Origin of the sequence: Flavobacterium seoulense (assembly GCF_000695795.1) — a bacterium.
GTDB classification, from domain to species: domain Bacteria; phylum Bacteroidota; class Bacteroidia; order Flavobacteriales; family Flavobacteriaceae; genus Flavobacterium; species Flavobacterium seoulense.
In genome coordinates, this window is sequence record NZ_JNCA01000001.1 from 296211 (window position 1) to 322324 (window position 26114).

16 protein-coding genes are annotated in these 26114 nt (G+C 32.9%); 10 read left to right on the top strand and 6 right to left on the bottom strand.

What is annotated here, in order from left to right:
• Positions 1–146: 146 nt before the first annotated feature.
• From FEM21_RS01095 to phoU, 6 genes are all read left to right on the top strand, one after another.
• Complete coding sequence (locus tag FEM21_RS01095; RefSeq protein ID WP_035656811.1) at positions 147–1439, top strand: porin; 1293 nt, start codon at positions 147–149, stop codon at positions 1437–1439.
• Positions 1440–1567: 128 nt separating this feature from the next.
• Entirely contained in the window at positions 1568–2431 is an 864-nt protein-coding gene (locus tag FEM21_RS01100) for a PstS family phosphate ABC transporter substrate-binding protein (protein ID WP_035656813.1), read from the top strand.
• A gap of 170 nt (positions 2432–2601) precedes the next feature.
• Positions 2602–3810, top strand: a complete 1209-nt coding sequence (gene pstC / locus FEM21_RS01105; protein WP_035657122.1) for a phosphate ABC transporter permease subunit PstC — start codon at positions 2602–2604, stop codon at positions 3808–3810.
• Between the two features lie 2 nt (positions 3811–3812).
• On the top strand, positions 3813–4691 hold the full coding sequence (gene pstA / locus FEM21_RS01110; RefSeq protein ID WP_035656814.1) for a phosphate ABC transporter permease PstA: 879 nt from the start codon (positions 3813–3815) through the stop codon (positions 4689–4691).
• 43 nt (positions 4692–4734) lie between these two features.
• Complete coding sequence (gene pstB, locus FEM21_RS01115) at positions 4735–5487, top strand: phosphate ABC transporter ATP-binding protein PstB (protein ID WP_035656817.1); 753 nt, start codon at positions 4735–4737, stop codon at positions 5485–5487.
• Positions 5488–5531: 44 nt separating this feature from the next.
• A complete protein-coding gene (phoU, locus tag FEM21_RS01120; protein WP_035657124.1) occupies positions 5532–6203 on the top strand; it encodes a phosphate signaling complex protein PhoU in 672 nt (223 codons plus the stop codon).
• A gap of 57 nt (positions 6204–6260) precedes the next feature.
• Here phoU and FEM21_RS01125 read toward each other — a convergent pair whose 3' ends face one another.
• Both FEM21_RS01125 and FEM21_RS01130 read right to left on the bottom strand, forming a co-directional pair.
• The gene (locus tag FEM21_RS01125; RefSeq protein ID WP_035656819.1) at positions 6261–6908 is read right to left on the bottom strand and encodes a response regulator; all 648 of its coding nucleotides are present in this window, start codon (positions 6906–6908) and stop codon (positions 6261–6263) included.
• Between the two features lie 23 nt (positions 6909–6931).
• Entirely contained in the window at positions 6932–8395 is a 1464-nt protein-coding gene (locus FEM21_RS01130; RefSeq protein WP_035656820.1) for a sensor histidine kinase, read from the bottom strand.
• A gap of 360 nt (positions 8396–8755) precedes the next feature.
• Between FEM21_RS01130 and FEM21_RS01135 the strand changes: the two genes are divergently transcribed.
• Genes FEM21_RS01135 through FEM21_RS01145 form a run of 3 tightly spaced genes read left to right on the top strand, consistent with a single transcriptional unit; the run spans position 8756 to position 21245 of the window.
• The gene (locus FEM21_RS01135) at positions 8756–18313 is read left to right on the top strand and encodes a DUF7507 domain-containing protein (protein ID WP_035656823.1); all 9558 of its coding nucleotides are present in this window, start codon (positions 8756–8758) and stop codon (positions 18311–18313) included.
• Positions 18314–18367: 54 nt separating this feature from the next.
• The gene (locus FEM21_RS01140; protein WP_035657126.1) at positions 18368–19282 is read left to right on the top strand and encodes a PorP/SprF family type IX secretion system membrane protein; all 915 of its coding nucleotides are present in this window, start codon (positions 18368–18370) and stop codon (positions 19280–19282) included.
• Positions 19283–19295: 13 nt separating this feature from the next.
• On the top strand, positions 19296–21245 hold the full coding sequence (locus tag FEM21_RS01145) for an OmpA family protein (RefSeq protein ID WP_035656824.1): 1950 nt from the start codon (positions 19296–19298) through the stop codon (positions 21243–21245).
• Between the two features lie 107 nt (positions 21246–21352).
• Here FEM21_RS01145 and FEM21_RS01150 read toward each other — a convergent pair whose 3' ends face one another.
• The 3 genes from FEM21_RS01150 to FEM21_RS01160 form a co-directional block, all read right to left on the bottom strand.
• A complete protein-coding gene (locus tag FEM21_RS01150; protein WP_035656825.1) occupies positions 21353–22417 on the bottom strand; it encodes a glycosyltransferase in 1065 nt (354 codons plus the stop codon).
• 178 nt (positions 22418–22595) lie between these two features.
• Positions 22596–23852, bottom strand: a complete 1257-nt coding sequence (locus FEM21_RS01155) for an aspartate kinase (protein ID WP_035656827.1) — start codon at positions 23850–23852, stop codon at positions 22596–22598.
• 12 nt (positions 23853–23864) lie between these two features.
• Positions 23865–24350 carry a GNAT family N-acetyltransferase gene (locus tag FEM21_RS01160; protein ID WP_035656829.1) on the bottom strand — a complete coding sequence of 162 codons (486 nt, stop codon included), beginning with the start codon at positions 24348–24350 and terminating at the stop codon, positions 23865–23867.
• Positions 24351–24520: 170 nt separating this feature from the next.
• On the opposite strand from FEM21_RS01160, the gene fbp reads away from it, so the two are divergent.
• The gene (gene fbp, locus FEM21_RS01165) at positions 24521–25531 is read left to right on the top strand and encodes a class 1 fructose-bisphosphatase (protein ID WP_035656830.1); all 1011 of its coding nucleotides are present in this window, start codon (positions 24521–24523) and stop codon (positions 25529–25531) included.
• Between the two features lie 70 nt (positions 25532–25601).
• Here fbp and FEM21_RS01170 read toward each other — a convergent pair whose 3' ends face one another.
• A complete protein-coding gene (locus FEM21_RS01170; protein ID WP_035656833.1) occupies positions 25602–26033 on the bottom strand; it encodes a fructose 1,6-bisphosphatase in 432 nt (143 codons plus the stop codon).
• Positions 26034–26114 lie beyond the last annotated feature (81 nt).

A 26114-nucleotide genomic window follows, 5' to 3' on the forward strand; every position in this document is an offset into this window, starting at 1 on the left:
CCTAGCTATTTTGGGTCTCTAAAGCCTTGTAAATACTAACAAAACGTATCCTCAATATTAATTTATTATCAACATAATATTGTGTTAACATTAGCTTAACACAGCCACTTCACCTTTGCAAAAAAAAATAAATCATAAAACAAAAAATGAAAAAATTTTTATTTGCGAGTTTGTTAGTTGTTTCGTTTGTTGCTAATGCTCAGGATATTAAGAAGGATGTGGTGGCGAAAGAAGTGGTTCGTATTTTGGATTCCATTAACAAAGCAAAAGTTGAAGAAGAGAAAAGCAAGCCTAAAAAAGAACATTGGTTTGATAATATTGGAATAAGAGGTTATGTGCAAATACGTTATAATGGATTGTTATCTACAAATGATAAAGTAGCTTGCGAACAATGTGATAAATCATGGGGAACAACTTCTACAGAACCAGATGCAAAAGCTAATAATGGTCTTTTTATAAGACGTGCCCGTATCGTTTTCTCGGGACAAATTCATCCGAATGTTTATTTTTATATCCAGCCTGATTTTGCTAGTTCGCCTAGTTCTGGAATCAATAATTTTGCACAAATTAGAGATGCTTATTTTGATTTATCATTCGATAAAAAAAGAGAATTTAGATTGCGTTTAGGGCAAAGTAAAGTGCCTTATGGATTCGAAAATATGCAATCAAGTCAAAACAGATTAACACTGGATCGTAACGACGGTTTAAATAGTGCTGTGGCTAATGAGCGTGATTTAGGAGCATTTTTCTACTGGGCTCCGGCAGTTGTCAGAGAGCGTTTTGCAATGTTAATTAGAGATGGTTATAAAGGTTCAGGCGATTACGGAGTATTTGCTTTTGGTGCTTACAATGGGCAAACAGCTAATAAATCAGAAGCTAACAGAAACCTGCATGTTGTAACCCGTTTTAGTTATCCGTTTGTTGTGGGGAATCAAATTATCGAGCCAGGTATTCAGGCTTATACTGGAAAATGGGCATTTACTAGTGAGCTTTCTACAGGTGTAACGACTGAAAATAAAAAGAATACTTTAGACCAGCGAGTGGCGGCTTCTTTTATCATGTATCCAAGACCTTTTGGAATCCAGGCCGAATATAATATTGGTAAAGGTCCTCGTTATAATAAAACTACTAATACTGTTGATGTATCTGATTTAGAAGGTGGATATGTTACGCTTAATTACAAATTAGATTTACCAAAACATCAGTTGATTTATCCTTTTGCTAAATTTCAATATTATGATGGTGGAAAAAAATTCGAAAAAGACGCCAGAAGTTATGTGGTAAGAGATTATGAATTGGGTATCGAATGGCAGCCATTTAAGGCTTTTGAATTAGTTGCCGAATGGGTAATTGCCGATCGAACTTTTGAAGACAGTGCGTTGCCAAACAATAGACAAAGAGGAAATTTATTGCGATTACAAGCACAGTTTAATTTTTAATAAAAATTACTGAAAATCAGTTGTTTGTGATGTGTTTTTTGATTGATAAATAAACATTACATAATACATTGCTAACACTAAGATAACATTGAGAAAATACATTTGTACAAAATTAATAAATCATAAAAATGAATAAAATTAAATTGTTTTTGATTTTACCTTTAATAGGTATGTTGAGTTGTGGTAAGGCTAAAACAGAAGATAAGACTTCTGGAGATAAAGCAGCAGCTGTTTCGGTAACAATAAAAGGAAGTGATACTGTTTTGCCATTAGCGCAAAAAGAAGCTGAAGATTTAATGAAATCAGATGCTGGTACCAGTGTTACAGTAGTAGGAGGAGGAACTGGAGTAGGTATTACTGCTCTTATTGACGGAACTACTGATATTGCAATGGCTTCAAGAGATTTGAAGACAGAAGAAAAATTAAAGTTTTCTGAAGCTAAAAAAGAAATTGAACAAGTTGTGATTGCTTTTGATGCTTTGACAGTAATTGTGAATCCAGCGAATAAAATTTCAAAATTGACTCGTGAGCAATTAGAAAAAATCTTTACCGGAGAAATTAAAAACTGGAAAGAAGTAGGTGGAGCTGATGAGAAAATTGTAGCTTATTCAAGAGAATCTTCTTCTGGAACGTATGAGTTTTTCAAAGAAGAAGTAATGGCTAAGAAAAACTATGCAACAGATGTGTTGAGTTTACCAGCAACTGGAGCAATTGTTCAGGCAGTTGGTCAGACTAAAGGAGCTATTGGTTACATTGGTTTAGCTTATGAGACTAAAGAAGTAAAACAATTAGGAGTTTCTTATGATCAGGGTAAAACATTTATTGAGCCTTCAATAGAAAGTGCTAAAGATAAAACGTACCCAATTTCAAGACCATTGTTTTATATGTATGATAAAACAAATGCAGCAAAAGTAAAATCAATTGTTGATTATGCGCTTTCGGAAGCAGGTCAAAAAACAGTTTCTGATATTGGTTACATTCCTTTAAAATAATACTTATTATAAATATTCAGTTTAAGAAAAAGGTTATCATTTGGTAACCTTTTTTGTTTTTTGTCTCTAAAATAAATATCACTTAACATTAAGTTAACCCAATCGTAATAACTACTGAACATTTAATCTAGGTCGCTGATGTAGTTTTGCGAAAATTAAAAGATACTGATTTGAAAACAAATTTTAAACAGCTAAAAGAGAAACTAATAGAGGCCATTTTAATGCTAAGTGGTGCCGCTACAAGTGTTACGGTAATCTTGATTGTTTTTTTTCTATTTATTGAAGGAGCTGGCGTTTTTAGCAGAAAACCAATAGATGATGGTTATTTACTGGCTGTGAATGCTACTAATAATGTAAAGACACTTCAGCCTTCTCAAATTAAGGATGTTTTTGATAAAAAAATCACTAATTGGAAACAGCTAGGAGGAGAAGACAGACCGATTGTGTTGTTTAGAACAAGTGATATTACAGAGTATTATACTGAAGAAGAATTAGGCCCTAACTTTGAATATTTTCCGGAAAAGATTAATGAGTTAATCGAAAAACAACCAGGGATTATCGCTTTCTTTTCAGATAAATACAAAGCAGAAAAATTTTCGGGAAAAGAATTAGATATTGATAAAATTAAGGTTTGGGAATTTTTATCTGGTGAAGAATGGTTTCCTACTGCGCAGCCCATTGCCCAAATGGGAGTGAAGCCGTTAATTTATGGAACTTTATGGGTGAGTTTTGGAGCAATACTTTTAGCTCTACCTATCGGATTAGCTGCTGCAATTTATCTAAGCGAAATTGCTAAAAAAAGAACCCGTAGTTTATTAAAACCTTTAATCGAATTATTAGCCGGAATTCCATCGGTAGTTTATGGTTTTTTTGGATTAGTAGTGATTGTTCCTTTAATTCAAAGCACTTTTAATTTGCCTGTGGGCGAAACAGGATTAGCAGGAAGTGTAGTTTTAGCGATTATGGCTTTGCCTACAATAATTACTATTTCTGAAGATGCCATGCGTAACACACCGCGTGCTATGAAAGAAGCCAGTTTAGCTTTGGGAGCGTCTAAATGGCAAACCATTTACAAAGTAGTAATGCCTTATTCGGCATCTGGAATTACAGCTGGAGCTATTTTAGGAATTGGTAGAGCAATTGGTGAAACAATGGCGGTATTAATGGTTACCGGAAATGCTGCTGTAATCCCAAATACACTTTTGGCACCAGTGCGAACTATTCCTGCAACCATTGCTGCCGAACTTGGTGAAGCACCAAATGGAGGTTTACACTACGAAGCCTTATTTGCTTTAGGTTGTATTTTATTCTTAATCACATTTGGAATTAATATGCTAGTCGAATTAGTTACTAATAGAAAAGCACACAAAAAACACTAATAATGAATTCAGAAAATAAATTAGCACGAAAAAAAAGAATAACCCAAAACATAGCTTTTGGCATCTTTACAGCAATAAGTTATGCTATTGTAGCCCTTTTATTTGTCATTCTGGCATTTATTGTGGTAAAAGGAATTGGAGTAATCAGTTGGGAATTTATTACGGCAATGCCAACTAATGGAATGACCGAAGGCGGAATTTTCCCGGCTATCGTTGGTACACTTTGTTTGGTTTTGGCAAGTATTATTTTTGCTTTTCCAGTAGGAGTATTTGCAGCCATTTATATGACCGAATATGTAAAAGACGGTTGGATAAAAAAGGTAATTAAGCAAATGACAAATAACCTTGCCGGAGTTCCATCTATTGTTTTTGGATTATTCGGAATGTCATTATTCGTGAATAAATTAGGGTTTGGCGATTCTATTTTAGCTGGTGGATTAACACTTGGATTATTAGTGCTTCCGGTTGTTATTAGAACTACTGAGGAATCCTTAAAAGCAGTTGATGCCACTTTTAGACAAGCAAGCTTGGGTTTAGGAGCAACCAAATGGCAAACGACAAGTAAAGTAGTTTTACCCATTGCTTTCCCAAATATTATTACTGGTTTGATTCTTTCTATCGGAAGGGTTTCTGGCGAAACAGCTCCTATTTTATTTACCGTAGCAGCTTACTTTTTGCCTAAATTACCATCTTCTATTTTTGATCAGGCAATGGCTTTGCCGTACCATTTATATGTAATTGCAACGAGTGGAACTAATATTGAAAAGTCCAGAGCAATGGCTTATGGTACAGCACTTATATTAATTATTATCGTATTAATTTCTAATTTATTAGCGAATGCACTTCGCAAATATTACGGAAAAAAAGTTAAAATGAACTAATACCAAATGAGTTGGTTTATAAAGTAAAAGAAAAAAGTATAACATGCATAAAATAGAATCCAGAAACGTAAACTTTTTTTACGGAGAAACTCAAGCCTTGCACGATATTTCGTTGTCGATGAGGGAACATACTGTTACGGCACTTATTGGTCCTTCGGGCTGCGGAAAATCTACTTTCCTGCGTTTATTGAATCGAATGAATGATTTGATCGATAACACCCGAATGGAAGGAAGTATTCTAATTGATCAAAACGATATTTATCAAAGAAATACAAATGTTGATGATTTAAGGAAAAATGTAGGTATGGTATTCCAGAAGCCAAATCCTTTTCCAAAAACTATTTACGAAAATGTAGCTTACGGTTTAAGAGTAAACGGAATTGAAGATAAAAATATCATCGAAGAAAGAGTAGTTACTTCTATCGAGCAGGTAGCTTTGTGGGATGAAGTAAAAGATAAATTAAAGAAATCGGCATTTGAATTATCTGGCGGACAGCAACAGCGTTTATGTATTGCCCGTGCATTAGCCATTCAGCCTTCGGTTTTATTGATGGACGAACCTACTTCGGCATTGGATCCAATTTCGACTTCTAAAATTGAGGATTTAATTCACGAATTAAAGAAACAATATACTATTGTTATTGTGACTCATAACATGCAGCAGGCGGCTCGCGTGAGCGATAATACGGCTTTTTTCTATATGGGAAAATTAATTGAATGTGATAAAACAAAAACTATTTTTACCAAGCCGGCAATCCAGCAAACGGAAGATTATATAACAGGAAGATTTGGTTAATTTTTTTCCTCGAAATATAATTGGTTAACTTTAAAATTAAAAAAATGGGATCACACTTTGAAATAGAATTAGAGAAGCTTAAGAATGTAATTATCAAAATAGGTAATCTTGCCGAAAATCAATTGATAGAAGCGGTAAAAGCATTACTATCTGAGCCTATGGCTGAGAAAAAAGAGGTTAAGAAAAACGAAGAGAAAATTGATAAATTAGATGTTAAAATAGATGAGATTTGTCAGGCTATTTTTGCTTTGCAACAACCTGTAGCTTCTGATTTACGTTTTATCATGGCTTCGATGCAAATAAGTAATGAAATCGAAAGAATAGGGGATTTGGCTATTAGTGTTATCAAAAATTCGAAAAACATAAAAGATAAACACGATTTAATTGTAAAATTCAATGTAGCAGAATTAGCAAAGCATGTTGAAGAAATTACAAAAAAAATGAACCAGTGTTTCTTAGATAGAAGCGAAACAACTATTGGAGAAATTTTTGTTTTAAACAACAGCATCAAAAAAGGAACCGATGATACGATTCATAATTTGATGAACGAAATGAAATCGAATTCGAAAGCTGTTGTTTCAGGAATGAATCTGGTAATGGTTTTAAAACATTTGGAACGTGTTTCTGAACATTGTACTAATATTGCTGAACATGTACATTTTATGATTAAAGCTAAGATTATCAAACATGAAAAATTTGATGATAAACAACAATAATCACAAGATTTTATGATTAAAAGCTAGGTTTTTTGATAAAAAAGAACCTAGCTTTTTTTATTGCATCGAACTATTTAAACCTGTTGATTTATTAAATAAAGAAATGAGTTCGACAATGTTTTTAATATTCAGTTTGTTGAATATTTTGTTTTTATGAGTACTAACGGTTGTAAGCTGAATACTTAATTTATTAGCTATTTCGATATTTCCATCACCTTTAATTAATAGCTCTGAAATTTCTCTTTCTCTTTTAGAGAGTTTGTCTAATGGATCTATACTTTGTTTATTAGTGGATGCTTTTACTAATTCTTTAATGATATCAGGAGTTAGGTAGTTTCCTGTTTTTAAAATAGTATCTACCGCACCAGTTAGTTTTTTCTTATCACTTAACTTATTAAGATAACCATTGGCACCAGCAATAATGTAAGGGCAGGCGTGCGTGTCTTCTTCATAAACAGAAAAAATTAAAATCTTAACTTCAGGTTGTATGTCTCTAATGGCTTCAATCATTGAAGTATTTCGACCACCAGGAATATTAATATCTAAAATAATTAAATCAAATTTCTTTTCTTTTAGCACTTTTAAAGTGTCGTTGAAGTTTTCAGTTGTTAGAATACTAATGTTTTTTATTTTCTCTTCCAGAATAATTGAAACACCAGTCCGTACTACTAAATGATCATCAACGATAAGTATTTCTTTTTGCATAGTTTGGTGATTTATGTTAAGACTTATTTGTTTTGTTTGAAATAGATATCAATTGTTACTGTTGTACCTCCATTAGTAGGATTTGAAAATGAAATATTTCCTTTAAGTATAACTAATAATTCTAATACCAAATGCAAACCAATGCCATAGGTGCTTAGAATTAATTTTTCGGGGTCTCTGTCTTTAAATAAATTAGTATAATAATCAATAATGTCCTGACTCATTCCTGAGCCTGTATCTTTAACCCAATAGCTTATTTTTTCAGAATCAGCATGAGCTCCAATTTCGATTATGCCTGAATTGGTGTTCTTTACAGCATTGTCTAATAGGTTGTGGATAATTATCGAAATAATTCGAATATTAATATCTGAACTAAGATTTAAATCGGTTTTGTTTATAATTTGTGTGCCATTATTGGCAGCAATATCTTCAAAAAATATTTTCTTATTTTCGATTAAATCATAAACCGAAAACATTTTTTGGTCATAGTCTTTATCCTCAATATATATCTTAGAATATTCAATTAGCGTTTTGGTGAAATCATAAAGCTGCGACGAAGACTTATAAATAGAATCAACATATTTGATTGTTGTAGCGTCTTTAGACTTTTTAGTACTCGTAATTAAATGTTTTGCGATAAGCTGGATATACTTTAATGGACTTCGAATATCATGACTTATGGTCCCGATTATTTTTTTATGCTGAATAATTTCAGTTGATAAATCTTGTTTGGTTTTTTCTAAATCATTGATTATTGCTTCGAGTTGTTCTTTTTGTTGATTTAGTTCCTGTTTCGATTTTATTATTTTTTGCAACATAGCACTATAATAAAAACTAATGGAGCCTATGATAATAAAGGTAAAAAAGATGTTTGCCAGCAGTAAATAATTTTTTACTTCTCGTGTGCCGTCTCCTAATGATTCAGAAAAAGCATCCTGCTTAATTGATATTTCCTTGTTGATTTCGTCTAATTCTTTGAGAATTTCAATTTTCTCGTTGTAATCAATTTCATTATTGTTTAATCTCTTTTTTACATCGACTGCTATTTGATATAATTGTTTATTTAAAACATCTCCAGATTCCCATTCTGATACAGCTTTTTTGAAAAAAGAAAAATTTCTAAAGTTTTGGAATAACCAAATCATATCATTTAAATCTTCTTCTTCATTTTGACCTTCTCTAAAACCTTGTTTTATTGTCTCAGTATCTAGTTCTTCAATCAAGGCATTTCTAGCTTCAGCATCTCCTAATGGAATAGCAAGATTTAGCTCAAAGTTTTTCCAATATTCTTCATTCGAAGTAAATAAATAATTAATCAAATTTCGGGTAGCAATATTATGTCCTTTTGAATAACGGGATTCCCCGTTTACATAAGCTCTTGTTGCTGATAAAGTTTTTATGGTGTAAAAGTTGATTACTATCAACATAGAACAAGCAGTCAGTATTACAATTAAAAAAGTGATGGTATTTGCTTTGGCTTGTTTCAATTTTTTAAGTTATACTAAGTTGATATATAGGTTGATTGGTGTCTATGTAAGAAATTTTATGATTTTAGTATTAATTTTTATCAGTACTAATTATAGTCTTTTACAAATATACCAATATAATCAAAAGTTTTTTGTAAGAATACGTCAGTTTTAAAGTTGATTTTTAACTATTTTTTAGTAGTTTTTATTTTGCACTTATGTCGTTTTATGTCTAGGCATATTATGATTTTATCCGTATTCAATGATTTAATTTTGTCAATAGATCTTTATAACTATTTAGTTTTATAATTTTTGTAGTCCTACTATTCGGACTAAATAAATCTAAATGTTGATTTAAGTCAAAATTAAATTCTTTGAATTATGAGAAAAAACTACCCAGATTTATCAAATAATCCTTTTATCGAAGCGCTGCAACTAAGAAATAAGATTAGTAAATTATTCTTCTTTCTAGGTTTGCTATTGTTGTCTTTAAATTTTTATGGGCAAAATAATGCTGAGATTCCAACTCCATTAACCACAGATAATTTTGGTAATGGTTTATCAGTATCAAAATCTACGTTTACTTCAGGTCTTGGATTGTGTATAGGATGTAATATTAGCAATGAGGCTAATCTGATTAATACAAATTTAACTGATTATGCTACTGCTAGTTTTGGGGCTCTTAATGTAGGTTTCAACCATTCATTGAGAGTAACTGATGCTAATAAAACTTTTGCAGCAGGAACTTTCGCTGGATTTAAAATTGGACCAAGTGGAGGATTACTTAGTTTAGAGTTACTAAATGGAGTAACAATAAGAACTTATAATGATGGCGTTTTGAGAGAAACTTTCTCAGGAGCATCTTTATTAAGCCTAAACTTGCTTTCTAGTCCAACAGAATATATTGTAGGTTTTAATACAATTCTAACATTTGATGCTATCGAGATAGTTTTAAATGGAGGAGTGTCTTTATTGGGTTCTACTAATGTATATCATGCAGTGGTTAGAGAATATAGTGCAGGACCGGCTTTGGTATGTAATACAGCTACTAAATTAAGTTTACCAACTCATCCGGTTGGTATTAGTCATTTAAATACAGGTGTTACTGGAGTAAATTTAGTTGGCAGTGGTGTTAGTAATGTTGAAAATGTAATCAATTCAAATGATACAGATTATGCAACAATTAATTTTGCAGTTGGACTAGGGGTTACAGGTAGTATAGCTGTAAAAGATCAGGTTACGGATTATCCTGCAGGAACTTATGCAGGTTTTGAGATAAGTAATCCTAGTATTTTAAATGTTTCGGTTTTAGGTAATGTGGTAGTTTCTACTTATTTAAATGGAACGCAAGTAGAAAGTTTTTCTGGAAATAATTTATTAGCAGGAGTTGCTTTATTAGGAAGCAATGACCGTTTTAAAGTAGGTTTTGTTGCTACGCAAACATTTGATGAAGTAAAATTATCTATTGCTCAGCCTGTGGCTGTGAACTTAGGTGAAACCAGAGTTTATGGAGCTGTTTTACAGAGTTTTTGTGCAGGGCCAGCTTTAGTTTGTAATACACCAACAAAACTAACTGCACCTAATTATCCTGCTTTAGTTAGCTCTGGTTTTTCAGGATTAGTTTCGTTAGGGAATGTTTCTAATGTTGAGAATGTAGTTAGTGCAAATGATAATGATTATGCTTCAATTAATTTTACTCTTGGAGCTGCTGCTACTGGAACCGTAGCTGTAAAAGAACAATTGACAGATTATCCTGCGGGAACTTACGCAGGTTTTGAAATAAGTAATCCGGGTATTTTAAATGTATCTGTTTTAGGTAATGTAGTAGTTTCTACTTATTTAAATGGAACGCCAGTAGAAAGTTTTTCAGGAAACAGTTTATTAGCCGGTGCTTCTTTATTAGGAACCAATAGCCGTTTTAAAGTAGGTTTTGTTGCTTCTCAATCATTTGATGAAGTAAGACTATCAATTAATCAGACTGTAGGGCTTTCGTTAGGAGAGACTAGAGTATATGGAGCTGTTTTACAAAGTTTTTGTGCAGGTCCAGCTTTGGTTTGTAATACACCAACAAAAATGACTGCACCTAATTATCCGGTTTTTATTAATTCTGCTAATTCAGGTTTTTCAGGTTTAGTTTCTGTAGGTAACGTTTCTAATATTGAAAATGTAATTAGTGCTGATGATAATGATTATGCATCAATTAACTTCCTTCTTTCAGCTGTTGCAACTGGAAGCGTAGCTGTAAAAGATCAGTTAGTTGATTATCCAGCGGGAACTTATGCTGGTTTTGAGATAAGTAATCCTGGTCTTCTAAATGTATCTGTTTTGGGTAATGTAGTAGTTTCTACTTATTTAAATGGAGTACCAGTAGAGAGTTTTTCAGGAAATAATTTATTAGCGGGAGTTTCTCTATTGGGGACTAATAATCGTTTTAAAGTAGGTTTCGTTGCCACGCAACCATTTGATGAGGTAAAATTATCAATTGCTCAGCCTGTTGGTTTAAACTTAGGAGAAACCAGAGTCTATGGGGCTGTTTTTCAAAATTTCTGTGCAGGACCTACTTTAGTTTGTAATACACCAACTAAAATGAACTCTCCTGTTTATCCTGTTTTTATTGATAATGCTAAATCAGGTTTTGAAGGTTTAGTTTCAGTAGGTAGCGTTTCTAACATTGAAAATGTAATTAGTGCAAATGATAGTGATTATGCATCGATTAATTTTCTTGTTTCAGCTGCCGCTAGAGGTAGTATAGCTGTAAAAGATCAGGTAACAGATTATCCTGTTGGTACTTATGCAGGTTTTGAAATTGAAAATAATAGTTTGTTAGGTATATCTGCACTAGGGAATGTTACTATAACAACTTATTTGAATGGAGCGCAGACAGAAACTTTTTCAGGAACTAATCTGGTAGCTAATGTTTCTTTACTTCCTTCGGCAGGACGCTTCAAATTAGGTTTTGTTAGTTCACAGGCATTTGATGAAGTAAGGTTAACCGTTAATCAGACAGTAGGACTTTCTTTAGGAGAAACCAGAGTTTACGGAGCTGTTTTTCAAAGTTTTTGTGCTGGTCCAGAATTAGTGTGTAATACGCAAACACCAATGACTGCGCCAACTTATCCCGTATATGTTAATAATATAAACTCAGGATTTAATGGAGTAGCTTGTGTATTATGTGATATTGTTGATCAGGATAATTTAGTAGATGCAGATCTAACTAATTATGCACAAGTAAATTTAGCTGTAGGCGCTTTGGCTACAGGAAGTTTATCTGTTAAAAATCAAATTACCAATTATCCTGCCGGAACTTTTGCAGGTTATACTATAGAAAATCCAGCATTACTTACAGTAGATGCTTTAAATTCAGTAGTAGTAGCTACTTATTTAGATGGAGTTTTACAAGAAACAAAAACAGGAAATGGTCCGTTAGTAGGTATTGGAACAGACTTGTTGGTTGGAACAGGGAAACAAACTCTTGGTTTTGTTGCTACAAAAGCTTTTGATGAAGTAAAAATTTCTTTTCAAAATACAGTAGGAGTAAATTTAGGTATTGTAAAAGTGTATAATGCAGTTTTTCAAAAATTATGTGATCCAATAGTTGAGTGTAATAAAAATTATGTTTGGTCAAATCCTGATTTTCCTGTTGTAATAGATACTGATCATACAGGTATTGAAGGTGTAGCTTGCGTTTCTTGTGCAGTAAAAGATACAGATAATTTATTAACAGCCAGTCAAACAGATTTTGCTAATATTACTTTAATAGCTGGTGTCGTAGGTTCAGGATCTGTAGCTGTAAAAGATGCACGTTTTACCTATCCTAAAGGAACTTTTGCAGGTTATGTTATTCGAAATTTATCAACTTTAGCGCAAGTAAACTTATTACAATCATTAACGATAACTACTTATAATAACGGAGTTTTACAAGAATCGAGAACAGCAGGTAATTTAGTAGATTTATCACTTTTAGGAATCAACGTCTTAGGTTCTACACCTGGAGTATATAATGTAGGTTTTAAAGCAAACACCGATTTTGATGAAATAAGGCTGACGTTAAATTCAGTTGCAAGTGTTATTAACTCAATTGATATTTATGGTGCATTTGTGAACACTTTCGAAAGTGATGGAGGTACAGGAAGTGGTTTGGAATGTAATTCTTCAGCTGTCGCATTAGAAAAGGATGGAGTTTATGAAGATGCTAATTCTGATGGAATAGTAAATGTTGGAGATAGAATTAATTATACTTTTAATGTTAAGAATACAGGTTTTGAAACATTAACAAATCTTACAGTAACTGATAATAATGCTACTGTAACCGGAACTCCAATAACTAGTTTAGCAGCTGGAGCTAATAACAATACAAATTATACAGCAACTTATAATATTACTCAGGCTGATATTGATGCCGGTGTGGTTTATAATTTAGCAACTGTAAATGCTACAACTATTTTGGGAGTAAATATTTCAGCTACTTCTACTGATCCTACTCCATGTACTACTTGTCCAGTTAGTCCAACTTGTGCTGATTGTACAGCAACATCATTGCCTCAAACAAATGCAATTGCATTAGTTAAAAAAGCGAGTTTTACTACTCCAGTTGTTTTAGGAAGTGTTATTACTTATACTTTTGAAGTTACAAACACAGGAAATACAACATTAACTAATGTTGTAGTAACCGATCCAATGCCAGGTTTGACATTAACAGGAAGTTCTATAGCTACATTGGCTCCAGGAGCTACTAATGCTTCAATTAAGGGAACTTACATTGTTACTCAAGCTAATGTTAATGCTGGAAATGTAACAAATTCAGCATTAGTAACAGCTAAAGACCCAAAAAATAATGATGTTACTGATATTTCTGGTACAACATTAACAACAGACGATAATACCGTAGTTCCGGTAGATCAAAGGAATACAATAGCATTAGTAAAAACAGGAAGTGTTTCAGGAGCTGGAGGAGTAGGTGATATCATTACCTATACTTTTGCAGTAACAAATACAGGAACTACTACTTTAACAAACGTAGTAGTAACTGATCCAATGACTGGTTTAACTATTACAGGGAATCCAATAGCTAGTTTAGCTCCTGGTGCTACTGATATAGCAAGTATTAAAGGAACTTATACCATTACTCAGGTAGATGTTGATGCAGGAAATGTTACAAATTCAGCATTAGTAACAGCACAAAATCCACAGGGTAATAATGTTATTGATAAATCAGGAACGACATTAGCTACTGATGATGATACAGTAACTCCAGTTGGTCAAAGATCAACCATTGCATTAGTTAAAAAAGGAATTGCATTAGGAGCTGGAGGTTTAGGAGATACAATTGATTATACTTTCGAAGTAACAAATACAGGTACTACTACTTTAACAAATGTTACAGTAACTGATCCGATGACAGGTTTAACTATCACAGGAAATCCAATAGCTACTTTAACTCCAGGAGCTACTGATAATACTAGCATTAAAGGTACTTATATAATTACCCAAGCTGATGTTGATGCAGGTAAAGTAACGAATTCAGCTCTAGTTACGGCTACTCCTCCATTGGGATCAAATATTACTGATATTTCTGGAACTACAATTGCTACAAATGATGCTACAGAAACTCCGGTAACTCAAAGTCCATCCATAACTTTAGTAAAAACAGCAAATACAGCAGCAGTTAGAAACTTAGGAGATGTTATTACTTATACATTTAGTGTAAGAAATACTGGAAATACAACATTAAATAATATTGTAGTTAGTGATCCAATGGTAGGATTGATGATTACTGGAAATCCAATAGCTAGTTTAGCACCAGGAGTTACAAATAATACAAGTATTATTGGGACATATACAATTACTCAAGCTGATATTGATGCCGGAAAAGTAACTAACTCAGCATTGGTGATAGCAAAAGACCCAAAGAATAATAATGTAACAGATACTTCAGGAACTACTGAAACAACTAATGATCCTACTGAAACACCTGTAACACAGTCTTCATCAATTGCTTTAGTGAAAACGGGAGTTTATAATGGAGATGCAACTAAGGCAAAAGTAGGAGATACAGTTACCTATACTTTTACAGTAACTAATACAGGGACTACAACGTTGAAAAATGTTGTAATAACAGATCCAATGATAGGATCAGGAATTACAGGAAGTCCAATAGCTGTTTTAGGAGTAGGTGTTTCGAATGCAACTATTAAAGGTGTTTACACTATTACACAGTCAGATATTGATGCAGGAGTTGTGACTAATACAGCTATTGCGTTAGGACAAGATCCACAAGGCGTAAATGTTCAGGATATTTCTGGAACAGCTATTAATAATGATGATAATACAACTACAACTGTACCAAAATCTGCTTCATTGGCTTTTGTTAAAACAGGAGTTTATCAAGGAGATGCTACAAAAGCAAAAGTGGGAGATAAGATTACTTATACATTTAGTGTAACTAATACAGGAAACGTAACTGTAAGTAATATTGTAATTAACGATGCAAAATTAGCAACAGCTAACTTAGCATTAGTTCCATCGTCTTTAGCACCGCTTGCAACAGGAACAATTACGCAAGATTATATTATTACTCAGGCAGATATTGATTTAGGCAAAGTAACCAATACTGCTGTTGCTATTGGACAAGATCCACAAGGCGTAAATGTTCAGGATACATCAGGTACGGATGTTGATAATGATACCGCTACAGAAACTATGTTACCAAAATCAGCTTCATTAGCCCTTGTTAAAACAGGAATTTATAATGGAGATGCTACAAGAGCAAAAGTTGGAGATAAGATTACTTACACATTTACTGTAACTAATACAGGGAACGTAACGGTAAGTAACATTGTAATTAATGATCCAAAATTAGAAGTTGTTAATTTATCTTTAGTTCCAGGTACACTATCGCCATTAGCAACAGAAACTATAATACAAGAGTATATAATTACTCAGTCTGATATTGATGCAGGCAAAGTGACTAATACGGCTATTGTTACGGGTCAAGATCCACAAGGAATAAATATTCAGGATACATCAGGTACATCAGTTGATAATGATACTGCTACTGAAACTACCTTACCAAAATCTGCTTCATTGGCTTTTGTTAAAACAGGGGTTTACAATGGTGATGCAAGCAAAGCCAAAGTAGGAGATAAGATTACTTATACATTTAGTGTAACCAATACCGGAAATGCAACGGTAAGTAACATTGTAATCAATGATGCAAAATTAGGAGTTACTAATTTAGCTCTTGTGCCAAGTGCTTTAGCACCAGCTGCAGTTGGAGTGATTACAAGTGAATACACTATTACACAGTCAGATATTGATGCAGGAGTTGTGACTAATACAGCTATTGCATTAGGACAAGATCCGCAAGGCGTAAATGTTCAGGATGTTTCTGGAACAGCAGTTGATAATGATACTAATACAACTACAACTGTACCAAAATCAGCCTCATTAGGATTTGTTAAAACAGGGGTTTACAATGGTGATGCAAGCAAAGCCAAAGTAGGAGATAAGATTACTTATACATTTAGTGTAACCAATACCGGAAATGCAACGGTAAGTAACATTGTAATCAATGATGCAAAATTAGGAGTTACTAATTTAGCTCTTGTGCCAAGTGCTTTAGCACCGCTTGCAACAGGAACAATTACGCAAGATTATACTATTACACAGTCAGATATTGATGCAGGAGTTGTGACTAATACAGCTATTGCATTAGGACAAGATCCACAAGGCGTAAATGTTCAGGATATTTCTGGAACAGCAGTTGATAATGATACTAATACAACTACAACTGTACCAAAATCAGCCTCATTAGGATTTGTTAAAACGGGAGTTTACAATGGCGATGCAAGCAAAGCCAAAGTAGGAGATAAGATTACTTATACATTTAGTGTAACTAATACAGGAAATGCAACGGTAAGTAACATTGTAATCAATGATGCAAAATTAGGAGTTACTAATTTAGCTCTTGTGCCAAGTGCTTTAGCACCAGCTGCAGTTGGAGTGATTACAAGTGAATACACTATTACACAGTCAGATATTGATGCAGGAGTTGTGACTAATACAGCTATTGCATTAGGACAAGATCCACAAGGCGTAAATGTTCAGGATATTTCTGGAACAGCAGTTGATAATGATACTAATACAACTACAACTGTACCAAAATCAGCCTCATTAGGATTTGTTAAAACTGGAGTTTATAATGGTGATGCAAGCAAAGCCAAAGTAGGAGATAAAATTATTTATACATTTAGTGTAACTAATACAGGAAATGCAACGGTAAGTAACATTGTAATTAACGATGCAAAATTAGGAACAACTAATTTAGCATTAGTTCCATCAACTTTAGCGCCATTAGGAGTAGGAGTAGCTACTCAAGAGTATACTATTACGCAAGCAGATATTGATTCAGGCAAAGTGACTAATACTGCGATTGCTATTGGAAAAGATCCGCAAGGAGTAGATGTTCAGGACAGATCAGGAACAGCTGTTGATAATGATACTGCTACAGAAACTACATTGCCAAAGTCAGGTTCATTAGCTTTTGTTAAAACAGGGGTTTATAATGGAGATGCTACCAAAGCTAAAGTAGGAGATAAGATTACGTATACATTTACAGTAACCAATACCGGAAACGTAACGGTAACTAATATTGTGATTAATGATGCAAAATTAGCAACAACTAATTTAGCATTGGCTCCTTCAACTTTAGCACCGCTCGCAACAGGAACAATTACGCAAGATTATACTATTACTCAGGCAGATATTGATTCAGGAAAAGTAACTAACACTGCGATTACTATAGGGCAAGATCCACAAGGAGGCAATGTTCAGGATAGATCAGGAACAGCTGTTGATAACGATACAGCAACTGAAACTACATTGCCAAAATCAGGATCATTAGCATTCGTTAAAACAGGGGTTTATAATGGAGATGCTACCAAAGCAAAAGTAGGAGATAAGATTACTTACACATTTACAGTAACTAATACAGGAAATGTAACAGTAAGCAATATTGTAATTAATGATCCTAAGCTAGGAACTACAAATGTGCCTTTAGTTCCATCGATTTTAGCACCACTTGCAACTGGAGTAATTACACAAGAGTATACTATTACGCAAACAGATATTGATATCAAACGAGTAACTAATACTGCAATTGCTATTGGAAAAGATCCACAAGGAGTAGATGTTCAGGACAGATCAGGTACAGCTGTTGATAATGATGAACCAACTATTACCGATTTACCAGAAAATGCAGTTATAGGTTTGATATTAAAAGGTGAATTCCAAGATGAGAATAATGATGGTCAGGCACAAATAGGTGAAACTATCAAGTATAAATATTCGATAAAGAACATGGGTGAAGTTACCTTGTCTGATGTATGGATTGAAGATGAAATGGTTGGACATGGAATGGATGAAGGCTCAATTAGTATAGCTTCTGGAGCTACTGATGATACCACTTTCTCTTCGACTTATACCATTACTCAGGAAGATATTATTGCAGGAAGTGTAACGAATCAAGCCAAGGTTTTTGGTACAAGTCCATTAGGAAAGGTAGTTCAGGATTTATCCCATGATACAAGTTTCTTAGAAGATGGTTCTACTGTAGTTAGTGTTGATGGTTGTTTGATTACTGTATTTAATGCAGTATCACCAGGAGTTGGTTCAGATTTAGAACAAATTTTATATGTGAGAGGTATCGATTGTTATCCTGATAACACCGTTCAAATATTTGACCGTTGGGGTGTGAAAGTGTTTGATGTAAAAGGATATGATAACAATACTAAAGCATTTAGAGGTATATCTGACGGAAGAGCTACCCTAGGTAAATCAAACGGATTACCAAGTGGAACTTATTTCTACATAATCAATTATGTTGATAAAGATGGAAATGGAAATAATAAATCAGGCTACCTGCATTTAATAAATGATTAATAAATGCAGAATACGAAAATGAAAGGTTCTTTTAGAATAATTAAAATTAATAGTATGAAAACAAATTCTATAATAATACTTCTGTTGTTAGTAATGGTGTCTGGTTTTGCTCAACAAGATTCGCAGTATACACATTATATGTATAACACCATTAATATTAATCCAGCTTATGCCGGTAACAGAGGGGTAACAAGTATTTTTGGATTACATCGTACGCAATGGGTTGGCTTAGATGGAGCTCCTACTACAAATGCATTTTCAATTCATTCACCTATACAAAATTCAAGGTTAGGAATTGGAGTGTCATTTGTAAATGATAAAATTGGAGCTTCTGATCAAAATAACATTGCCGCAGATGTGTCCTATACAATCCCAACTTCTGAGGAATACGATTTGTCTTTTGGGATAAAAGTTTCAGCCGATTTATTAAACGTAGACTATACGAAGCTAAATCGTTATGATTTAAATAATCCAAAATTTCAAAACAATATCGATAATGCCTTTTCTCCAAATGTTGGGGCGGGTGTTTACTACCACTCAGATAAATTGTATTTAGGATTCTCGGTTCCCAACTTTTTAAGTGTTAAGCATTTTGATGATAATGATTCCTCAGCTTTTAAAGAGAGATTACATTATTATTTAATGGGAGGTTATGTTTTTGATGTAAGCCCAAGTGTAAAGTTAAAGCCAAGTGTTTTGACTAAAATGGTGTCAGGAGCACCTTTGCAAGTGGATGTGGCTGCTAATGTATTGTTGCAGGAAAAGTTTTCATTAGGTCTTTCCTGGAGATGGGATGCTGCAGCAACAGCAATGGCGGGAATTCAAATTACAGATGGATTACTTGTAGGTTATAGTTATGATTTCGACACTAATAGTCTTAAGAATTATAATTCAGGTTCTCATGAAATATTCTTACGCTTTGAATTATTTAATATTCAAAAGAGAATAATAACTCCAAGATTTTTCTAAAAAAAATTAGCTTATGAAAAAGTATTACATATCAATAGTGCTGTTTAGTTTTTTTGCTTTACAACTCTCAGCACAAGTTAATTCTAAGGATAATAAAGCCGATAAAGAGTATGATAGATTCGCTTATATCGATGCGATTAAGACTTACGAACGTATGTACGAGAGAGGATATAAGTCCCCGGATATGCTATTGAAATTGGCTAACGCCTATTATTTTAATGGAGATTTAGAAAATGCAGCGAAGTACTATAAAGAGTTATTTGCTACAGAAACAATCGTAGCTCCGGAATGTTATTATCGTTATGCACAGTCTTTAAAATCGATTAAAGAATATCAGAAGGCTGATGAAATGATGGCCAGATTCAATAAAGAAAATGGTAATGATTTAAGAGCGAAACTAGCTAATACTCAAAAAGATTATCTGGCAGTTATTAAAAAAAATTCAGGAAGATACCTTATTGAAAATGCCGGAATCAATTCTAAATATTCTGATTATGGTAGTTCTTATTACAACGGAAATCTAATCTTTGCTACTGCCCGTGATACAGGGAATTTTGTAAAACGTATGGATCCCTGGACAGGAGAAGGTTTTACTAATTTATACCAATCAACGATAGATTCAGATGGTTTTTTAACCAATGTGAAAAGAGCTTTTAAAAATCTGAATACTAAGTTTCATGAAGCAACACCAATTTTTACTAAAGATGGTAAAACCGTTTATTTTACCCGAAATAATTATAACAAGGGTAAACGTGGAAATGATACTAAAAAAATTACTTTATTAAAAGTTTATAAAGCGACTTTAAATGGTGATAAATGGGAAAATGTAACCGAATTACCTTTTAACAGTGATAATTACAGTGTGGCACATCCGGCATTAAGTTTTGACGAAAAGACCTTATACTTCGCATCAGATATGCCAGGAACTATAGGACAATCGGATATTTATAAAGTAAGTATTAATGAAGATGGAACCTTTGGGACTCCGGAAAATTTAGGTAAAGGTATTAATACCGAAGGAAGAGAAACCTTTCCTTTTATCACTGAAAAAAACGAGCTTTATTTTGCATCTGATGGTCACCCTGGTTTAGGAGGAATGGATGTTTTTGTTTCTAAGGCCAGACAAGATGGAACTTTTAAGGATGTTTTGAATGTAGGCGAACCTTTAAATAGCTCGAAAGATGATTTTGCATTGCTATTTAATATCAAGACTAAAATTGGTTATGTAACATCAAACAGAGATGGCGGTTTAGGAGGTGACGATATTTATAAAGTTAAAGAAACGAGACCTATTGAATATCCTTGCGAACAATTCTTAGGAGGAACAGTAGTTGATTTAGAAACTCGCGAACCTGTTGCGAATGCTAAAGTAAGCTTGTATGACAGCAGTTATAAATTCTTAAAATCAGCGACAACAAATGCCAAAGGAGAGTTTGATTTTGGAGAAGTTGATTGTGATGCTAAATATTACATTAAAACAGAAAAAGAAGAATACAATACCGATGAAATTTCTACAACAATTGGAGATGCTACTGGAAAAACAATAGTTCCAATTACGATAGAAAAAACACTTAAAAAAGTAACTGTTGGTGATGATATTGCTAAAGCTTTTGGAATCAAAATTATCTATTTCGATTTAAATAAATTCAATATTCGTCCTGATGCGGCTTTAGAATTATCTAAAATTTTGGATGTAATGGTGCAAAATCCAACCATCAAAATTGATATTCGTTCGCATACAGACAGTAGAAATACAGCAGCATATAATGAAAAACTTTCTGAGAGAAGAGCATCTTCAACTATGGAATGGTTAATTCAAAATGGGATTGATAAATCTCGTTTGACTGCTAAAGGATATGGAGAATCTCAATTAGTAAATAAATGTGCTGATGGTGTTGAATGTACAGAAGATGAACATCAGGCCAACAGACGCAGTGAGTTTGTAATTGTTTCTATAAAATAACTAAGTTTTTAGTTAGGTTAGTTTTTGTACGTTATCCTATAACGGGGGTTATATTAGGATAGCATTTTAAACGCACTAATCGATCTTTATGGTCGATTAGTGTTCGTTTAAATAAATACATTAAAAATGTCTGACCAGTTTAAATTAGATTTTATTTCAGAAAGTCCTTTGTAATTGTCAATTTCATCTAAATTTTTAATAGTAAACAGGTCTTGTTCTGCATAAGGGACAAGGCCTTCTTTTTTTAATTTTCGGGCTAGATATTCCTGTTCATACTGTCCTGGAGTAGGAATGAAAAAAGCTTTTTTATTGAGTTTTGCTAAATCCATAATCGAAGTATATCCTGATCTGCAAATAATAATTTCACTTTCGTTTAAGGCTTGTTCCAGTTGACGGCTATGCATGAAATTGAAAAAAGTAACATTCTCTATTTGTTCTTTCTTCTGATCTTTTTCGATTATTCCTTTTACAAAAAGAATCGTTCCATTGTAAAGTTTTATTTCCTGTTTTAATTTTTCTTCTAATAATCCTCTTTGCGGTTCAGGACCGGAAAGAATAATCATTAAATCGTATTTTTTATCTACTTTTTTAGTCTGAATTCTGCTTAGTGGACCAATGTATTTAATGTTGAAATCAGGATTTTTTAAATGACTTAATTCACCGGCTAAGTTGGGTGTGTCAATCGTATCAGGAACCCAGCATTCGGTATATTTTTTTATAATGTTTTGATGTAATAAACTGGTAATCCATGTAGTGTTTCCTGTCATTACATTCAGCTGATGAGTAATAAATACCGATGGTACTTTTTTGCTGAAAACACCTAGTCTGTTGTCAGAGATAATACCGTCGATATCGTGTTTCTTAATCCATTTTTTTACTAATCTTTTTTCTTCTAAAATGGCTTCAATCATTTTTGGACAGTTTTTGAGTAGTTTCCATTTAAAATACTTTCCATTTTTAGCATACTCAATTTCGTAAGAAGGCAGTTCTAAAAATTTTAGATAAGGAAATTCTTTTTTTAATAATTCCAATGCAATTCCGTCAGAAGCAATTATAGGGATGAAATTATTGTCTTGTAAGGCTTTAATAATAGGAATACATCTGGTAGCGTGACCTAAGCCCCAATTTAGAGGTGCTATTAAAATTGTTTTACTAGGAGTGTTTAAGTTCATTTTTCATTCATTTAAATGATAAAAATAACTAAAGAAAATTTTTATCAATTGGCTTATGAATTATCAAACTATTAAGTTATTATTTCCTGATAGAATAATTAGAATATCTGCCTAGTTTTTTAAACAAAAAAAGACACTGCTAAATAACAGTGTCTTTTTGATATTGAGTAAGAAACGTTTAGCTTTCTTTAGTCACTATTTGCATAGTTTCTGTTCCTAATTGTTTCAATAGTACCGTTTTTCCTTCTACTACAGTTTGGGCTGCAGCATCATTAAAGTGTCTAATGGTGTATAAAGTAACATCTTCATTGTAACCCACTTTGAATTTTTTAGATAAAATAGCAAGTAAATCTTTGAAGTTACCAAATTTATCCTCAACACATACTGAGAAGCTAATTGCAGAGTTTTGAATCAGATTTACTTTGATTTTGAATTCATGGAATAAACCAAAAATTTCACTAATGTTTTCTTCCATAATGAATGAAAAATCAATTGAAGAAAGTGAAATTAATAATTGCTCTCTTTTTACAATAAAACAAGGCATAAATGGCTCCAGAGTAGCTCCCTTGCTTACAACAGTTCCTCTTAATAAAGGATTAATAAATGATTTTACATATAAAGGAATTTCCTTTTTTTGTAGTGGTTGTAATGTTTTTGGGTGAATTACAGTTGCTCCGTAAAAAGCTAATTCGATTGCTTCACGGTAAGAAATTTGATTTAACAAACTAGCGTTTTCAAAATATCTTGGGTCAGCATTCATAACTCCGGGAACGTCTTTCCAGATAGTCACACTTTCTGCATTTAAACAATAAGCGAAAATTGCAGCAGTATAATCAGAACCTTCACGGCCTAAAGTAGTAGTAAAGTTGTTTTCGTCAGAACCTAAGAATCCCTGAGTAATGTTAAGGATTTTAGTTTTGATGTTGTTAGCAATATTGCTTTGGGTTAATTCCCAATCTACTTCGGCATCACGGTAATTGTTGTTGGTTTTAATGTAGTTTCGAACATCAATCCACTGTGTTTCAATTCCCATGAAATTCATGTAGTGACTTAAAACAGTTGTAGAAATAATCTCTCCCATACTTACAATTTGGTCATAAACAAAGTTGTAATTAGGAGATTTATTATGAGCTAAGAAATATTCTAAATCAGAAAAATGTTCTTGTACAGCTGCAAAAACACCGTGGTTTTCATCCTCAAATAAATCAAGTAAGATTTGATTGTGGTATTTTTTAATTTCTTGTACAGATGCGTTTAATTCAGCCGATTTGTCAAAATAATTTTTAATAACTACTTCTAATGCGTTAGTAGTTTTTCCCATTGCCGAAACAACTAATAATACATCCTGGTAACCTGCTTTTTGCAAAACGTCATATACGTTTCTTATTCCGGCAGCATCTTTTACAGAAGCTCCACCAAATTTAAATACTTTCATATTTTATGTTTTCTAATATTGTTTTAATCTGTTTTTTAAAAAATCTGCAATTCCCGCCTCGTCCATTTGAGCCACACGCCATTCTTTTAGAACTTTGGCACCGGTTTTTTCATAAAAATCAATCGCTGTTGTATTCCAGTCAAGAACATTCCAGTCAATTCTTTTTACTTCGTCTCTTTTAGCCTGCTTGATAATTTCAGAATATAATGCATAACCTACTCCTTTACCACGCATGCTGTTTTTGACAACTAAATCCTCAAGGTGGATTATTTTTCCTTTCCAGGTTGAATAACGATAATAGTAAAAAGCAATCCCTACAATTTCTGAATTTACTTCGGCAACAAAAACATAAAATAAAGGTTCTGTGCCAAAACCATCCCGGATTAAATCTTCTACTGTTACTTTTACAGCATCAGGCTCTTTTTCAAAATCAGCTAATTCCTGAATAAGGTTTAGAACAGCCGTCATATCCTCTTTTACACCTTTTCTAATATTCATAAATTCGTATTATTCGGGTTAAAAATTAACAATAAGGCTTTTTTAAATTCTTTTGAACTGCAAATCCTTAGCAAATATACAATACTGTAAAACTAAGTAAGTTTTATTGAGTCATTATCACAAAAAAAACGATATTTGTGACTTCAAATTAAAATTCAATCGATTTCGTAATGGAAGAAAGCAGTAAAACTTTAGGAGAGTTTATTATTGAAAATCAAAATGCATTTCAATATTCATCAGGTGAATTATCCCGAATAATCAATTCAATTCGTTTAGCAGCTAAAGTAGTTAGTTACAAAGTAAACAAAGCAGGATTAGTTGATATTACCGGAGCAGCTGGTGAGCAAAATATTCAGGGAGAAGATCAGCAAAAATTAGATGTTTATGCTAATGAGGTTTTTATTCAGACTTTAAAAAACCGCGAAATTGTTTGCGGAATTGCTTCAGAGGAAAATGATGATTTTATTACTGTTGAAGGAAAAGATAAGAGTCACAAGAACAAATATGTGGTTTTGATGGATCCTTTAGACGGATCATCAAATATTGATGTAAATGTTTCGGTAGGAACCGTTTTTTCGGTTTATAGAAGAGTCACTCCTGTAGGAACTCCGGTTACTATTGAAGATTTTTTACAACCGGGAACTATGCAGGTAGCTGCAGGATATGTAATTTATGGAACATCGACCATGTTAGTTTATACAACAGGTCATGGTGTGAATGGGTTTACATTAAATCCGGCAATTGGAACTTTTTATCTTTCGCATCCTGATATGAAGTTTACTAAAGACGGAAGTATTTATTCGGTTAACGAAGGAAATTATATTCAGTTTCCACAAGGAGTTAAAGATTATATTAAATATTGTCAGTCTGAAGAAGGAGACAGGCCGTACACTTCAAGATATATTGGTAGTTTAGTTTCTGATATTCATAGAAATATGATTAAAGGCGGAATCTATATTTATCCAACGAGTTCAAAAGCGCCTAAAGGAAAATTGAGATTATTGTACGAATGTAATCCAATGGCTTTTATTGCGGAGCAAGCCGGAGGAAAAGCTTCTGATGGATTTAAAAGAATTATGGAAATTAAACCAACTGAATTGCATGAGCGTGTGCCGTTTTTCTGTGGAAGTTATAACATGGTAACTAAGGCAGAAGAATTTATGCTTAAAGCTGGTAAATAATTTTAGAAATAGATACGAACAAAAAAGCTCTTGAGAAATCAAGAGCTTTTTAATATGAAAACAAATAGGATTATTTGTGCATATTTTGCATTTCGTAAGCAAAAGTGTCAAAATCAACTTTTTTGTCTACTAATGATAATGCTTTTGCAATAATATAATTAACGTTACCAGGTGTAAATCCTAAACCGATAGCAATTTTCTTTAAAACGACTTCTTGTTTATCTCCTAATTGATGATCTACGTGAACCATTCTGGCTAAATCATACAAACGATCAATTCTTTGAGTGTACAAATAAGGAGGATTAATAGGGTAAATTGCAGGATTTTCTAAAATCTCTTCGTATTCTGAAGGAGCAATTTCAAGTTTTGTAGCTAATTTATCTAAGAAGTTTTTTTCTTCAGCAGATACAATACCATCAGCTAGAGCAACGCGAACAATCGCAGAAAAATGACCTTTATTTCTTTGTTTAAATTCGCTATCAAATAAATCTGAAAATGACATAATTATTGTGTTTTTTATTGGGCAAATATAGTTGAATTTTTAAATTTTTAATTTCCTTTTAAATTTAATTTAACGAGATGT

Excerpts from the sequence above, each read along its gene's own strand:
- FEM21_RS01150 (WP_035656825.1), bottom strand. The coding sequence starts at position 22,417 with ATGAACTTAAACACTCCTAGTAAAACAATTTTAATAGCACCTCTAAAT.
- FEM21_RS01160 (WP_035656829.1), bottom strand. The coding sequence starts at position 24,350 with ATGAATATTAGAAAAGGTGTAAAAGAGGATATGACGGCTGTTCTAAAC.
- FEM21_RS01100 (WP_035656813.1), top strand. The coding sequence starts at position 1,568 with ATGAATAAAATTAAATTGTTTTTGATTTTACCTTTAATAGGTATGTTG.
- FEM21_RS01140 (WP_035657126.1), top strand. The coding sequence starts at position 18,368 with ATGAAAACAAATTCTATAATAATACTTCTGTTGTTAGTAATGGTGTCT.
- pstB (WP_035656817.1), top strand. The coding sequence starts at position 4,735 with ATGCATAAAATAGAATCCAGAAACGTAAACTTTTTTTACGGAGAAACT.
- FEM21_RS01145 (WP_035656824.1), top strand. The coding sequence starts at position 19,296 with ATGAAAAAGTATTACATATCAATAGTGCTGTTTAGTTTTTTTGCTTTA.
- FEM21_RS01095 (WP_035656811.1), top strand. The coding sequence starts at position 147 with ATGAAAAAATTTTTATTTGCGAGTTTGTTAGTTGTTTCGTTTGTTGCT.
- FEM21_RS01125 (WP_035656819.1), bottom strand. The coding sequence starts at position 6,908 with ATGCAAAAAGAAATACTTATCGTTGATGATCATTTAGTAGTACGGACT.
- FEM21_RS01155 (WP_035656827.1), bottom strand. The coding sequence starts at position 23,852 with ATGAAAGTATTTAAATTTGGTGGAGCTTCTGTAAAAGATGCTGCCGGA.
- fbp (WP_035656830.1), top strand. The coding sequence starts at position 24,521 with ATGGAAGAAAGCAGTAAAACTTTAGGAGAGTTTATTATTGAAAATCAA.
- FEM21_RS01170 (WP_035656833.1), bottom strand. The coding sequence starts at position 26,033 with ATGTCATTTTCAGATTTATTTGATAGCGAATTTAAACAAAGAAATAAA.
- FEM21_RS01135 (WP_035656823.1), top strand. The coding sequence starts at position 8,756 with ATGAGAAAAAACTACCCAGATTTATCAAATAATCCTTTTATCGAAGCG.
- phoU (WP_035657124.1), top strand. The coding sequence starts at position 5,532 with ATGGGATCACACTTTGAAATAGAATTAGAGAAGCTTAAGAATGTAATT.
- pstA (WP_035656814.1), top strand. The coding sequence starts at position 3,813 with ATGAATTCAGAAAATAAATTAGCACGAAAAAAAAGAATAACCCAAAAC.